This window comes from Candidatus Microbacterium phytovorans (genome assembly GCA_029202445.1).
GTDB lineage: Bacteria > Actinomycetota > Actinomycetes > Actinomycetales > Microbacteriaceae > Microbacterium > Microbacterium phytovorans.
On record CP119321.1, the window covers coordinates 133,866 to 147,421 of the forward strand.

General features: G+C 68.1%; 12 protein-coding genes. 5 read left to right on the forward strand and 7 right to left on the reverse strand.

All coding sequences use genetic code 11. The features are described from left to right. Nucleotides 1-65: 65 nt before the first annotated feature. The 7 genes from trpS to sdhC all read right to left on the reverse strand — a co-directional run bounded on the left by trpS (nt 66) and on the right by sdhC (nt 6,644). Nucleotides 66-1,043 (reverse strand): tryptophan--tRNA ligase, encoded by a 978-nt coding sequence (gene trpS / locus P0Y48_00615; protein WEK14971.1) that lies wholly within the window; start codon nt 1,041-1,043, stop codon nt 66-68. Between the two features lie 75 nt (nt 1,044-1,118). Beyond that, complete coding sequence (locus P0Y48_00620) at nt 1,119-1,958, reverse strand: exodeoxyribonuclease III (GenBank protein ID WEK13747.1); 840 nt, start codon at nt 1,956-1,958, stop codon at nt 1,119-1,121. After that, nucleotides 1,955-3,142 carry a YihY/virulence factor BrkB family protein gene (locus P0Y48_00625; GenBank protein WEK13748.1) on the reverse strand — a complete coding sequence of 396 codons (1,188 nt, stop codon included), beginning with the start codon at nt 3,140-3,142 and terminating at the stop codon, nt 1,955-1,957. Before P0Y48_00625 ends, P0Y48_00620 begins: the two co-directional genes overlap by 4 nt. 31 nt (nt 3,143-3,173) lie before the next feature. Next, a complete protein-coding gene (locus P0Y48_00630; GenBank protein WEK13749.1) occupies nt 3,174-3,932 on the reverse strand; it encodes a succinate dehydrogenase iron-sulfur subunit in 759 nt (252 codons plus the stop codon). Continuing rightward, nucleotides 3,932-5,755 (reverse strand): succinate dehydrogenase flavoprotein subunit, encoded by a 1,824-nt coding sequence (sdhA, locus tag P0Y48_00635; GenBank protein ID WEK13750.1) that lies wholly within the window; start codon nt 5,753-5,755, stop codon nt 3,932-3,934. Before sdhA ends, P0Y48_00630 begins: the two co-directional genes overlap by 1 nt. A gap of 2 nt (nt 5,756-5,757) precedes the next feature. Beyond that, complete coding sequence (locus tag P0Y48_00640) at nt 5,758-6,207, reverse strand: succinate dehydrogenase hydrophobic membrane anchor subunit (GenBank protein ID WEK13751.1); 450 nt, start codon at nt 6,205-6,207, stop codon at nt 5,758-5,760. Then, nucleotides 6,207-6,644 carry a succinate dehydrogenase, cytochrome b556 subunit gene (sdhC, locus tag P0Y48_00645; GenBank protein ID WEK13752.1) on the reverse strand — a complete coding sequence of 146 codons (438 nt, stop codon included), beginning with the start codon at nt 6,642-6,644 and terminating at the stop codon, nt 6,207-6,209. Before sdhC ends, P0Y48_00640 begins: the two co-directional genes overlap by 1 nt. A 238-nt stretch (nt 6,645-6,882) precedes the next feature. Here sdhC and P0Y48_00650 point away from each other — a divergent pair, with 238 nt between their 5' ends. The 5 genes from P0Y48_00650 to P0Y48_00670 all read left to right on the forward strand — a co-directional run bounded on the left by P0Y48_00650 (nt 6,883) and on the right by P0Y48_00670 (nt 13,552). After that, nucleotides 6,883-7,998 carry a mannose-1-phosphate guanylyltransferase gene (locus tag P0Y48_00650; GenBank protein ID WEK13753.1) on the forward strand — a complete coding sequence of 372 codons (1,116 nt, stop codon included), beginning with the start codon at nt 6,883-6,885 and terminating at the stop codon, nt 7,996-7,998. A gap of 183 nt (nt 7,999-8,181) precedes the next feature. Next, nucleotides 8,182-9,330 (forward strand): BMP family ABC transporter substrate-binding protein, encoded by a 1,149-nt coding sequence (locus tag P0Y48_00655; GenBank protein ID WEK13754.1) that lies wholly within the window; start codon nt 8,182-8,184, stop codon nt 9,328-9,330. Between the two features lie 114 nt (nt 9,331-9,444). Further along, nucleotides 9,445-10,959, forward strand: coding sequence for an ABC transporter ATP-binding protein (locus P0Y48_00660; GenBank protein ID WEK13755.1), 1,515 nt, complete (start codon nt 9,445-9,447; stop codon nt 10,957-10,959). Further along, entirely contained in the window at nt 10,956-12,266 is a 1,311-nt protein-coding gene (locus tag P0Y48_00665; GenBank protein ID WEK13756.1) for an ABC transporter permease, read from the forward strand. The genes P0Y48_00660 and P0Y48_00665 overlap by 4 nt, the downstream gene beginning before the upstream one ends. Further along, nucleotides 12,263-13,552, forward strand: coding sequence for an ABC transporter permease (locus P0Y48_00670; protein ID WEK13757.1), 1,290 nt, complete (start codon nt 12,263-12,265; stop codon nt 13,550-13,552). The genes P0Y48_00665 and P0Y48_00670 overlap by 4 nt, the downstream gene beginning before the upstream one ends. Nucleotides 13,553-13,556 lie beyond the last annotated feature (4 nt).

Below are 13,556 nucleotides of genomic sequence, written 5' to 3' on the forward strand. Positions count from 1 at the left end.
CCGTTCCCGCTGATTCGCCCTCCGAACGGCAGAACCCCTCCGATCTGACCCGCCCGCGGCAGCGGTTAGACGCGGCGGAGGAGACCCACCTTGTCGTACACGTCGGCGAGGGTCGCGTCGGCCACCTCGTCGGCGCGCGCCGCGTTCGCTGCCAGCACCCGGTCGAGTTCGGCCGGGTCGGCGAGCAGCTCGAGCGCGCGCTCCCGCACGGGCCCGAACTCGTTCACGACCACGTCCGCCAGCCCCTTCTTGAAATCTCCGTAGCCGCGACCGGCATACTCGTCCTCGATCGATCCGATCTGGCGCCCCGACAGGGCGGCGTAGATCACGAGCAGGTTCGACACGCCCGGCTTGTTCTCGCGGTCGTATCGCACCGAGCCCTCCGAGTCGGTGACGGCGCGCATGATCTTCTTGGCGGATGCCGAGGGCTCATCGAGCAGCCAGAGCACACCGGCATCCGATTCGGCCGACTTCGACATCTTCGCCGTCGGCACCTGAAGGTCGTAGATGCGTGCCGTGTCCTTCTGGATGACGGGCGTGGGCACGGTGAAGGCCTGGCCGTAGCGAGAGTTGAAGCGCTCCGCGAGATCGCGCGTCAGCTCGACGTGCTGCTTCTGGTCATCGCCGACGGGCACGATATCGGTCTGGTACAGCAGGATGTCGGCGGCCATCAGCACGGGATACGTGAAGAGGCCGACGTTGGTGGCATCCGTGCCGTACCGCTGCGACTTGTCCTTGAACTGGGTCATCCGCCCGGCCTCGCCGAAGCCGGTCAGCGTCGACAGGATCCACTGCAGTTCGGCGTGGGCAGAGACGTGCGACTGCACGTACAGGGTCGACTTCGACGGTTCGATACCGGCCGCGATGTACTGCGCCGCGGTGCGCCGCGTCTTCTCGCGCAGCTCCGCCGGATCGTTCGGCTGCGTCAGCGCGTGCAGGTCGACGACGGAGAAGAACGCGTCGTACGCCTGCTGCAGGTCGCGCCACTGCATGAGCGCCCCGATGTAGTTGCCGATCTGGAGGGAGTCGGCGGAGGGCTGCATTCCGGAGTACAGGCGGGGTTTGCTCACCCGTCCAGTCTAGGAGAGCGGATGCCACGGCCTCCGCCCCGGGGAGCGTCAGAACCGGTAGTCGGCGACGACGGGGGCGTGGTCGCTCCAGCGGGTGTCCCAGGACGGCGCGCGCACGACGCGATAGTCGACGACCCGCTCTGCCAGCTGCGGCGTCGCCAGGTGGTAGTCGATCCTCCAGCCGGTGTCGTTGTCGAACGCCTTGCCGCGGTTGGACCACCATGTGAAGGGCCCGTCGACCTCGCCGGCCCAGCGTCGCCCGACGTCGACCCACCCGAGTCCGGCTCCCGTCGACCCGTCGACCCCGGTGACCGTCGTGCCCACCGCGCCCGTGAACCGGTCGAAGTACGCCCGTTCGCGGGGGAGGAAGCCGGCCTTCTTGACGTTGCCTCTCCAGTTGCGGATGTCGAACTCTCGATGCCCGACGTTGAGATCGCCGGTGATGATGCCGAGGTCGCCGATCGTGCTCATCCGCCGTTCCATCGCATCGAGGAACGCGTACTTCGCCACCTGCTTCTCGGTGTCGGCCTCACCCGTGAACACGTAGGCGCTGACGACGGTGATCGTGGCGCCGTCGATGTCGATGTCGGCCTCCACCCACCGGCCGCGCGTGTCGAGCTCGCTGTCGGCCCCTGCAAGGTCGATCCGCCAGATGTCGAGCGGCTCGCGCGCCGCGATCGCGACCCCGGCCCGACCCTTCGCGAGGGCCTCGTCGTTGACGATGTGCCAGCCGGGGAGCGCGGCGGCGAGATCGGCGGCTTCGGCGCGGACCTCCTGGAGGGTGAGCACGTCGACGTCGGCCGTCTCGAGCCAGGGCAGCATGCCTTTGCGAGCGGCGGCACGGATGCCGTTGACGTTGACGGAGGCGATGCGGAGCGTGCGAGTCACCCGTCGAGCCTAGCGAGGGGCCCCGACGTCGAGATGCTCTCGTCGGCTTCGATGCGAGCGAGCTCGTCCTCCGCCCGGCGCACGTCGCGGTCGGCTGCCCAGCGCCGCCACCACGGTGCCGCGCCGCGTGCCACATGCGCTTCCCGCACTCGCACGCGGGCGGCGACCAGGAGCGCCTCCCGCTCGGCGGCGCGGCGTTCGGCCTCGCTCACCGGCACGAGGGGGACGTCGCGGTCACGCGCGGAAACGGCGACCCACGACGCCGCGACGAGGATCACGATCCCGACGAGGCGGAACCACAGGAGGAAGCCGATGAACACCGAGAACGTCGCCAGGAGCGGGTTGGCCGGCGTGTAGTACAGGAGGAAGCCCGCGCCGAGCTGGAGAACGATGAGCGCACCGCCGCCGAACAGCGCGCCCGGCCAGATGCGCCCCCAGGGCAGCGATGTACCCGTGAGCAGCCGGATGAGTCCGGCGAGGGCGGCCGTATTGATGACGAGGGCGATGAGGAGGGATGCCAGTCGGCTCGCGACGTTGCCCCAGCCGGGCAGCAGGTCCCCGCCGAACATCCGGAACAGCAGGTCGATCGCCCCACCGGCGACCCAGCCGAGGCCGGCGCCCAGGAGCAGGGCGCCGCCGAAGAGCGCCGCCGCGACGAAGTCGCGCGCCTTCAGCAGCAGGTAGCTGCGGCTGTCGAAGGGGAGCCCGAAGATGTCGCGCACGGCGCGCCGGGTGAAGGTCACGAAGCCGATCGCGGTCCACACGGCGACGCCCACCGCCACGGCACCCGTGACCGCCAGCACGCCCGAGGCGTTGCCGGCGATCTCCGCCACGGCTTCTTGAGAGACGAGACCCGTGCCGTCGGTGCCGATGAGTCCTGGGATGTAGGAGTTGATGAGGCCGACCAGCCCGTCGATGGCGGACGCGCTACCGCCCAGCCACAGCCCGACGACGGCGAAGGCGACGTACAGCACCGCGAAGATCGTGAAGATCGACTGGTAGCTGATCGCCGCCGCCAGGAGGAATCCGTTGTGGCGCAGGAAGTGACGCCACACGCGGATCGGAAACCAGGCGAGCGTCTTCCGGGTCAGCTCGGTCGCGCGCTCGATGGGCTCGTCGAGGCGCTCGCGGATGGCGGACTGCTCCCAGCGCTCCCGCCAGAGATCGGTGCGATCGTCGCTCACGCGACCAGCGTAGCGGGGGCTCCGCGGCGCCTCAGCGACCGCGCAGCACCGCTTGCTTGACCTCGGCGATCGCCTTCGTGACCTCGATGCCGCGGGGGCAGGCCTCGGTGCAGTTGAAGGTCGTGCGGCAGCGCCAGACGCCTTCCTTGTCGTTGAGGATGTCGAGTCGCACATCGCCGGCGTCGTCGCGCGAGTCGAAGATGAAGCGGTGCGCGTTGACGATCGCGGCAGGACCGAAGTACTGTCCGTCGGTCCAGAAGACCGGGCACGACGACGTGCACGCGGCGCAGAGGATGCACTTCGTGGTGTCATCGAAGACCTCGCGGTCGACGATGGACTGGATGCGCTCCTTGCCCGGCTCTGGCTTCGAGTTCGAGATGAGGAACGGCTGCACTTCGCGGTACGACGCGAAGAAGGGCTCCATGTCGACGACGAGGTCCTTCTCCAGCGGCAGGCCCTTGATCGCCTCGACGTAGATCGGCTGCGAGATGTCGAGGTCCTTGATGAGCGTCTTGCAGGCCAGGCGGTTGCGGCCGTTGATGCGCATGGCATCCGAACCGCAGATGCCGTGCGCGCACGAGCGGCGGAACGTCAGCGAGCCGTCGACCTCCCATTTGATCTTGTGGAGGGCGTCGAGCACGCGGTCGGTCGAGTAGAGCTCGACGTCGTAGTCCACCCAGCGCGGCTCGCTGTCGACCTCGGGGTCGAAGCGGCGGATGATGAAGGTGACGAGGAACGACTGGATGCCGGTGTCGTTCGCGGTCTCCGGAGCATCGGCGACGAGCGTCATCAGTACTTCCTCTCCAGCGGGGGGTATCGCAGTTCGCCGGCCTCGTTCTTCGTGAAGACGACCGGCTTCCAGTCCAGGCGGATGTGGTCCTCGGCGTGCGACGAGTGCGGGTCGCCCGACAGGTAGGCCATCGTGTGCTGCATGTAGTTCTCGTCGTCGCGCGTCGGGAAGTCGTCGCGCATGTGGCCGCCGCGGCTCTCCTTGCGGTTGCGCGCGGTGACGACGACGACCTCGGCGATGTCGAGGAGGAACCCGAGCTCGACGGCCTCGAGGAGGTCGGTGTTGAAGCGCTTGCCCTTGTCGTCGACGTGGACGTTCTTGAAACGCTCGCGCAGGTCGGCGATCACAGTGAGCACGTCGCCCAGCGACTCGTCGGTGCGGAACACCTGGGCCTTGCGGTCCATCTCGTCCTGCAGCGTCTTGCGGAGCACCGCGATGCGCTCGGTGCCCGGGTTGTGCCGGAGCCCCTCGAGCATCTCGCGCACCTCGGCGGCAGGGTCTTCCGGCAGCGGCACGAAGTCGGCCGTCTGCGCGTACTGCACGGCGTGGCGCCCGGCCCGCTTGCCGAAGACGTTGATGTCCAAGAGCGAATTGGTGCCGAGACGGTTCGATCCGTGCACCGACACGCACGCGCACTCGCCCGCCGCGTAGAGGCCCGGGACGACCGTCGTGTTGTCGCTGAGCACCTGCGCGTCGTTGTTGGTGGGGATGCCGCCCATCGCGTAGTGGGCGGTGGGCATGACGGGCACGGGCTCGACGACGGGATCGACACCGAGGTAGGTGCGCGCGAATTCGGTGATGTCGGGGAGTTTCGTCTCGAGCACCTCCGCGCCGAGGTGCGTGCAGTCCAGCAGCACGTAGTCGCGATGCGGACCGGCGCCGCGGCCCTCGGCCACCTCCTGGACCATGCACCGGCTCACGATGTCGCGCGGCGCCAGGTCCTTGATCGTCGGTGCATACCGCTCCATGAACCGTTCGCCCGACGCGTTGCGCAGGATCGCGCCCTCGCCGCGAGCGCCCTCGGTCAGCAGGATGCCGAGGCCGGCGAGACCGGTCGGGTGGAACTGGAAGAACTCCATGTCCTCCAGCGGCAGCTTCTTGCGCCAGATCACGCCGACGCCGTCGCCCGTGAGGGTGTGGGCGTTGGAGGTGGTCTTGAAGATCTTGCCGAAACCGCCCGTAGCGAAGATCACGGCCTTCGACTGGAAGACGTGGAGGTCGCCGGTGGCGAGTTCGTAGGCCACGACGCCGGCGATCTGCGTGTCCTTGCCCTCGCCGACCGTGATGAGGTCGAGGACGTAGAACTCGTTGAAGAAGTTGATGCCCAGCTTGACGCAGTTCTGGAAGAGCGTCTGCAGGATCATGTGGCCCGTGCGGTCGGCCGCGTAGCACGCGCGACGGACAGGAGTCTTGCCGTGGTCGGCGGTGTGACCGCCGAAGCGACGCTGGTCGATCTTGCCCTCGGGCGTCCGGTTGAAGGGGAGGCCCATGTTCTCGAGGTCGATGACGGCGTCGATGGCCTCCTTGGCGAGGATCTCTGCGGCATCCTGGTCGACGAGGTAGTCGCCGCCCTTGACCGTGTCGAAGGTGTGCCACTCCCAGGAGTCCTCCTCGACGTTGGCCAGCGCCGCCGCCATGCCGCCCTGAGCGGCTCCCGTGTGGGAACGCGTCGGGTAGAGCTTGGAGATGACGGCGGTCTTCGCGCCGGGGCCGGCCTCGATCGCGGCACGCATGCCGGCGCCGCCGGCGCCCACGATGACGACGTCGAACTGGTGGTAGTGGACGCCGTCTTTCACGACGGCATCCGGGTACGCGGTAGTCACAGTCAGGATGCCTTGCAGATCTCGGTCAGGACGCTGCCGTCGCTGAGGTTGGGGATGCACGGGTCGAACGTGAAGACGACGAGCGTGCCGAGCAGGATGAGGAAGCCGGCGGTGATCCACAGGGCCCAGACGAGGGTCGTGCGGACGCGGGGGCCGGTGACGTAGTCGTTGACGATCGTCCGCATGCCGTTGGCGCCGTGGATGAGGGCGAGCCACAGCATGAGGACGTCCCACCACTGCCAGAAGGGCGTGGCGAACTTGCCGGCGACGAAGGCGAAGTCGATGCCGTGGATGCCCTCGCCGAGCATGAGGTTGACGAAGAGGTGACCGAAGATCAGGACCACGAGGAGCACGCCGGAGACGCGCATGTAGATCCAGCCCCACTTCTCGAGGTTGGCGCCCTTCTTGCGGACGGCGCTGCTACGGGGCGCGGCCAGGGTGTCGGCGGACATCAGTGACCCCCTCCTGCGAACTCGGAGAAGACGATGGGGAGGTGGCGGGCCGCGAAGCCCCCCACGGTGATGACCCAGAGCACGAGCACGGTCCACCAGAGTTGGCGCTGGTGGCGCGTCGCCCACGGCCACAGGTCGACCGCGATGATGCGGAGGCCGTTGTAGGCGTGGTAGACGATCGCGGCGACGAGCACCGTCTCGCCGAGGCCCATGATCGGGTTCTTGTACGAGCTCATGACCGCGTCGTACGCATCGGGCGCGACACGGATGAGCGCCGTATCGAGCACGTGCACGAGCAGGAAGAAGAAGATCGCGACGCCGGTGATGCGATGCAGCACCCACGACCACATTCCCTCGTTGCCGCGGTACAGCGTGCCGCGCGGCGTCCGGGATGTCGTCTGGGCTACCGACGGTATGACGCGTGCTGGTGCGGACACGGTCGTCCTCCCTTGGTGTGAACGGCACCTCGCTTCGGCGGGGACGGCTACATCCCTGGGGCTTCCGACCCCGACGTCGCACACGGGTGCAAATCTCATCCTAGATCGCCGTTTCGCGAGGGGTCGAGGAAGGGGAGCCTAAGTTCTCTCGATATCGAGAGATACGCACGAAACCCCATTCTTTCGGAGGGGGTCACGGATCTCCGGGGCCGTCCGTGGTGCCCGGTACGCTCGTCACATGGTGGACCCCATCGAGGACTTCTACGCCGTCATCCCCGCGGGCGGCGTCGGCAGCCGGCTGTGGCCGCTGTCGCGCGCCGACGCACCCAAGTTCCTGCACGACCTCACCGGCTCGGGGCACTCGCTCCTGCGCGACACGTGGGATCGCCTCGAACCGCTCGCCGGCGCCGATCGCATCGCCGTCGTCACGGGCCGCGCGCACCGTGCGGCCGTGGAGTCGCAGCTGCCCGGCATCCCGGATGCCAATGTGTTCCTCGAGTCTGAGCCGCGCGACTCCGCCGCGGCGATCGGGCTGGCCGCCGCGATCCTGCATCGTCGCGACCCCGACGTCATCATCGGATCGTTCGCCGCCGACCACGTGATCCGCGTGCTCCCCGTGTTCCACTGGGCGGTGCAGCAGGCCGTGGCCGTCGCCCGCGAGGGCTACATCTGCACGATCGGCATCACGCCGAGCGAGCCGTCGGTCGGGTTCGGGTACATCAAGAAGGCCGACATGCTCACCGTCGGGGGAGCGCCGGAGGCCGCTCTCGTCGAGCGATTCGTCGAGAAGCCCGACCTCGATACCGCCAAGGAGTACGTGCAGTCGCGCGACTACCTGTGGAACGCGGGCATGTTCATCTCTCGCGCCGACGTGCTGCTGGCCGAGCTCGCCGCCAATCAGCCCGAGCTTCACGCAGGCCTCCTCGAGCTCGCCGAGGCCTGGGACGACCGCGAACGTCGCGGCCCGGTGGTCGACCGCGTGTGGCCGACGCTGCCGAAGATCGCGATCGACTATGCGGTCGCCGAGCCCGCCGCCGAGCGGGGACGGCTGGCAGTGATCCCGGGTCACTTCGATTGGGACGACGTGGGCGATTTCGCCAGCCTCGCCAAGCTCAACTCGGGCGGGCGCAAGAACGACCTGGCAATCCTCGGTGAGAACGCGCGCATCCTCTCGGATGCCGCCAGCGGCATCGTCGTCAGTCACACGACGCGGGTCATCAGCCTCATCGGCGTGAAGGACATCGTCGTCGTCGACACCCCCGACGCGCTTCTGGTGACCACGAGCGAGCACGCTCAGCGGGTCAAGGGCGTCGTCGACGCGCTGAAGCTCACCGGTCGCGGCGACGTGCTCTGAGAGACGCGCGGCACCGCCCGGGCTCGGGATTTTGAGCAGGATGCCGCCCGCGTGACGGGTTCATTGCGTCTTTGTAACCATTCGGCTGAACCGGCCTGCTCAGCGTGCAAATCGGTCGACACACTAGGTAACTTCAACGTGCACACCCGCGAAGTCCGCGGGTTCTCTTCCGTGGAGGCACACTTGACCATCTCGACCACCAAGAAGCTCGCGGGCATCGCGGGCGCCGCGCTTCTCGTCGCGGCACTCGCCGGTTGCGGCACCGCGCCCGAGGCCACTCCGACCACCCCCGGTGCCGAGGCACCCGAGGTCGTCGACGGGTTCCTGCCCTGCCTGATCTCCGACGCGGGCGGATGGAACGACAAGTCCTTCAACGAGTCCGCCAAGAACGGCATGGACAAGGCGGCCGACGAGCTGGGCGTGACCCCGCTCGAGTTCGAGTCGAAGAACGACAACGACTACGGCCCCAACATGGAGACCGCCGTCTCCGAGGGCTGCAGCCTGATCATCGCCGTCGGCTTCAAGCTCGCCGCCGCGACGGTCGAAGCCGCCAACGCCAACCCCGACATCGATTTCGCCATCATCGATGACTACGCCGACGGCACGACGGTCGACGACGAGGGCAACCCCGTCTACGACGGTCAGCCCGACGCGCCGAACATCAAGCCGCTCGTCTTCAACACGGCCGAGGCTGCGTACCTCGGCGGTTACGCCGCGGCCGCGTGGTCGGCGCAGTCCGGCGTGAACAAGGTCGGCACCTTCGGCGGCCTGCAGATCCCGTCGGTCGCCGTGTTCATGGACGGCTACCAGCTCGGTGTCGAGAAGTACAACGAGGACAAGGACGCGAACGTCGAAGTCTTCGGTTGGGACACCACCTCGCAGGAGGGCGCCTTCACCGGCGGCTTCGACGCGAACGACACCGCCAAGCAGACGGCTCAGTCGGTGCTCGACCAGGGTGTGGACGTCATCCTCCCCGTCGGCGGACCGATCTACCAGAGCGCCGCGGCAGCCATCGCCGACTCCGGTGACGACACCGTCATGCTCGGTGTGGACAGCGACCTCGCCGTCGCCGACACGAGCGTCACCGCCGTCACCCTCGTCTCGATCATGAAGGCGATCGACGTCGCCGTCTACGACGCCACCAAGGCCGCCGCTGCCGGCGACTTCGACCCGGCGCCGTACGTCGGCACGCTGGAGAACGAGGGCGTCAAGCTCTCGAGCTTCCACGACTTCGAGTCGCAGCTGCCCGACGGCCTGCTCGACGAGATCGCCGCTCTCCAGGCGTCGATCATCGCCGGTGACATCACGGTGGAGTCGCCGAACTCCCCGTGATCTGAACCATCACCACTCGGGGCGGGCCAGCGTCAGCGGCCCGCCCCGAGTGCCGTTCACCGAACGTCGATGGCGCCCTCCCGCCGGGGAGCTGGTGCCGGATAGGGTGCTGATATGAAGCTCGAGCTCCGCGGAATCACGAAGAGATTCGGCAGCCTCGTCGCCAACGACCACATCGATCTCGTGGTCCAGCCCGGGGAGATCCACGCGCTCCTCGGCGAGAACGGTGCGGGCAAGTCCACGCTCATGAACGTGCTGTACGGCCTGTACCGCGCCGACGAGGGTGACATCCTGCTGGACGATGCGGTCCAGCACTTCCGGGGACCCGGGGATGCCATGGCCGCCGGCATCGGCATGGTGCACCAGCACTTCATGCTGATCCCCGTCTTCACCGTCGCCGAGAACGTCATGCTCGGTCACGAGGAGACGAAGGGCCTCGGTCGGCTGGACCTGCAGAAGGCCCGGCAACATGTTCGCGATGTGGCGGACCGCTTCGGGTTCCAGATCGACCCTGACGCCCTCGTCGGCGACCTCCCCGTTGGTGTGCAGCAGCGGGTCGAGATCATCAAGGCGCTCTCGCGCGACGCCAAGGTACTCGTCTTCGACGAGCCGACGGCCGTGCTGACGCCGCAGGAGACCGACGAGCTGATGGGAATCATGCGACAGCTCCGTGACGAGGGCACCTCCATCGTCTTCATCACCCACAAGCTCCGTGAGGTCCGCGAAGTAGCCGACCGCATCACGGTCATTCGACTCGGCAAGGTCGTCGGCGAAGCGTCGCCGACGGCCACCAACGCCGAGCTCGCTTCGCTCATGGTCGGGCGCTCGGTGGAGCTCACCGTCCACAAGGGTGCACCGCAGGTGCGCGAGGGTGGCCTGGAGGTGCGTGACCTCCGGGTCCTGACGGCCGCGGGAGCGATCGTCGTGGACGATGTGAGCTTCGACGTGCGTCCCGGTGAAGTGCTCGCCGTGGCCGGTGTCCAGGGCAACGGTCAGACCGAACTCGTCGAGGCCATCGTCGGCCTCGCCGCACGCACCGAGGGGTCCATCCGTCTCGGTGGGGAGGAGCTCGTCGGCAAGAGCGTCCGCGGCATCCTCGAAGCCGGCGTCGGTTTCGTTCCGGAGGATCGCAAGGAAGACGGCCTCGTGGGCGGGTTCTCCGTCGCCGAGAACCTCATCCTCGACCGCTCGACCGACCCCGCGTTCTCGCGCGCGGGCACCATCCGCCGTGGGGAGCTCGACGAGTTCGCCCGCGCCCGCATCGCCGAATACGACATCCGCACCCAGGGTCCCGAGACCGCGGCCGGCACTCTCTCCGGCGGCAACCAGCAGAAGGTCGTCATCGCCCGCGAGATGAGCCGCGACCTGCAGCTCCTCGTGGCCGCCCAGCCCACCCGCGGCGTCGACGTCGGCTCCATCGAGTTCATCCACAAGCGGATCATCGAGACGCGCGACGCCGGCATCCCCGTCGTGGTCGTCTCGACCGAGCTCGACGAGGTCACCGCCCTCGCCGACCGCATAGCCGTCATGTACCGCGGCACCATCGTCGGGATCGTCCCCGGCGACACGCCCCGTGAAATCCTCGGCCTCATGATGGCCGGCGCAACCGACCCGGAGGTGGCCGCATGAGCGGCACGACGCCCGGCGCCGCCGACGCGGCGCTCCCCGCAGACGCACAACTGCCGCCCGCCAGCGGACCTCTCACGGGCGAGCAGGTGCCGCCTCCGCCACGCTCGAACGTTCTCCTCAAGGAGCTGCTGCGTGGCAGCGCCGTGACGACGCTGTTGGCGATCGTGCTCGCCATGATCGTCGGCGGAGTGCTTATCGCGGTGACGAACGAGGGTGTTCAGGCTGCCGCCGGCTACTTCTTCTCGCGTCCCGGCGACACGTTCGCCGCGATCTGGAACGCCGTTTACAACGGCTACGAAGCCCTCTTCCGCGGTGCGGTGTTCAACCCCCGAGCCCCCAGTTTCGAGGCGCAGATCAAGCCCCTCACGAACTCGCTCGGGGCTGCCGCGCCACTCATCGCCGCCGGACTCGGTGTCGCGCTCGCCTTCCGCGTGGGGCTGTTCAACATCGGCGCGCGCGGTCAGATGCTGATCGGCGCGCTGTTCGCCGCGTTCTTCGCGTTCAACCTCAACCTGCCGATGTGGCTTCACCTGCCGATCACGCTGCTGGCGGGTATCGTCGGCGGGGCGCTCTGGGGCGGTCTGGTCGGTCTGCTGAAGGCGAAGACGGGCGCCCACGAGGTGATCCTCACGATCATGCTCAACTACGTCGCGTTCTACCTCCTGCTGTGGATGCTCCGCAGTCCCGGACTTCTGCAGATGACGGGCAGCAACCAGCCGCAGTCGAAGCCGACGCCCGCCTCCGCGCAGTTCCCCGACCTCCTCGGAGCGTCGTTCCCCGCGCTCGACTGGGGCTTCGTCATCGTGGTGCTCGCCACCGTCTTCGTCTGGTGGCTCATCGAGCGCTCCAGCCTCGGGCTGCGACTGCGCGCGGTCGGCGAGAACCCCCACGCCGCACGAGCGGCGGGCATCAACGTCGAGCGTCTCTACATCTACGCGATGCTGTTGGCCGGCGGCCTCGCGGGGCTCGCGGCCATGAACCAGATCCAGGGCAACGTCACGACCGGGTTCGGCGCGACGATCGATGCCGGCATCGGCTTCGACGCCATCACCGTCGCGCTCCTCGGACGGAGCCGCGCGTGGGGTACGTTTGCGGCGGGCCTCCTCTTCGGCGCCCTCGAGGCCGGATCGTTCACGATGCAGGCGCAGGGCATCCCGGTCGACATCGTGCTGGTCGTCCAGTCGCTCATCGTGCTGTTCATCGCTGCACCGCCGCTGCTGCGCGCCGTGTTCTTCCTCCCCAAGACCGATTTAGAGAAGGCGGCCAAGGCGCGAGCCAAGGCGGCGAAGAAGGCGGTGACGGCATGAGCGCCACCACTCCCACGCTCGAAGCCGGGGACGGCACGATCCAGCTGGCCGTCGTCAAGCAGCGCCGCTTCAAGGTCCCCATCGTGTTCGGGATCGTCGTCGTGCTCCTCGCCGCGCTGTTCATCTTCGTTCCGCGCGGCGGAGTCTCCACCTTCCGTCTCGGTGACTCGACGTCAGCGATCGCGCTGCCCGACATCGCCGTCCCCACGGGGGAGACGAGCTGGATTCTGCTGGCGATCCTGGCGCTCCTGGCCGGATGGGCGGCGTGGGAAGCATGGTCGTTCCGCCGGGTGCCCCTGTGGCTGGCCGCCGTGTTCAGCGTGCTCGGGGTGTTCGCCTTCCTCGTGTGGGCATCCGCGGGTGGCCTCGTGCCCGTCTCGAGTCTGCTGGTCGGCGCGGTCTCGCTGTCGGTACCGCTGGTGTTCGGCGCCCTCGGCGGGGTGATCGGCGAGCGTGTCGGCGTCGTCAACGTCGCCATCGAGGGTCAGCTGCTCCTCGGCGCGTTCTCGGCGGCGCTCCTGTCGAGCATCACGAACAACCCGTTCGTCGGCCTCATCGGCGCCATGATCGGCGGTGTCCTCGTATCTTTCGTGCTCGCGGCGTTCGCGATCAAGTACCTCGTCGACCAGGTCATCGTGGGTGTCGTTCTGAACGTCCTCGTGACGGGACTCACCGGCTTCCTCTACGGCGCGCTCCTCGTGCCGAACGAGACCGAGCTCAACCGCCCCGAACGGTTCGCTCGCATCGAGATCCCGATCCTGAGCGACATTCCGATCATCGGCCCTGTCCTGTTCAACCAGACCTTCATCGTCTACCTGATGTTCGTCACCGTCGCCCTCGTCGCGTGGGGGCTCTACCGCACGCGGTGGGGCCTGCGGCTCCGGGCCGTCGGCGAGCACCCGCAGGCCGCCGACACCGTCGGCATCAAGGTCAACATGACCCGGTTCTGGAACGTCTCGCTCGCGGGCGCGATCGCCGGCATCGGCGGAGCCTACTTCACGCTCGTGTCGGTGCCGCAGTTCGGCCAGGAGATGACCGCGGGTCTCGGCTTCATCGCCCTCGCCGCCGTCATCTTCGGCCGTTGGGACCCGATCCGCGCCACCCTCGCAGCCCTCCTCTTCGGGTTCGCGACCAACCTGCAGAACCTGCTGACGATCCTGAAGACCCCGATCCCCAGCGAGTTCATGCTCATGCTCCCGTACGTCGTCACGATCCTCGCGGTCGCCGGCTTCGCGGGACAGATCCGAGGCCCCGCCGCCGCGGGCAAGCCGTACATCAAGGGATGACATC

What these genes read in the sequence shown, in the direction of transcription:
- trpS (WEK14971.1), bottom strand. Translation starts at nt 1,043, where the DNA reads ATGCAGCCCTCCGCCGACTCCCTCCAGATCGGCAACTACATCGGGGCG.
- P0Y48_00665 (WEK13756.1), top strand. Translation starts at nt 10,956, where the DNA reads ATGAGCGGCACGACGCCCGGCGCCGCCGACGCGGCGCTCCCCGCAGAC.
- P0Y48_00650 (WEK13753.1), top strand. Translation starts at nt 6,883, where the DNA reads ATGGTGGACCCCATCGAGGACTTCTACGCCGTCATCCCCGCGGGCGGC.
- P0Y48_00630 (WEK13749.1), bottom strand. Translation starts at nt 3,932, where the DNA reads ATGACGCTCGTCGCCGATGCTCCGGAGACCGCGAACGACACCGGCATC.
- P0Y48_00670 (WEK13757.1), top strand. Translation starts at nt 12,263, where the DNA reads ATGAGCGCCACCACTCCCACGCTCGAAGCCGGGGACGGCACGATCCAG.
- P0Y48_00640 (WEK13751.1), bottom strand. Translation starts at nt 6,207, where the DNA reads ATGTCCGCCGACACCCTGGCCGCGCCCCGTAGCAGCGCCGTCCGCAAG.
- P0Y48_00660 (WEK13755.1), top strand. Translation starts at nt 9,445, where the DNA reads ATGAAGCTCGAGCTCCGCGGAATCACGAAGAGATTCGGCAGCCTCGTC.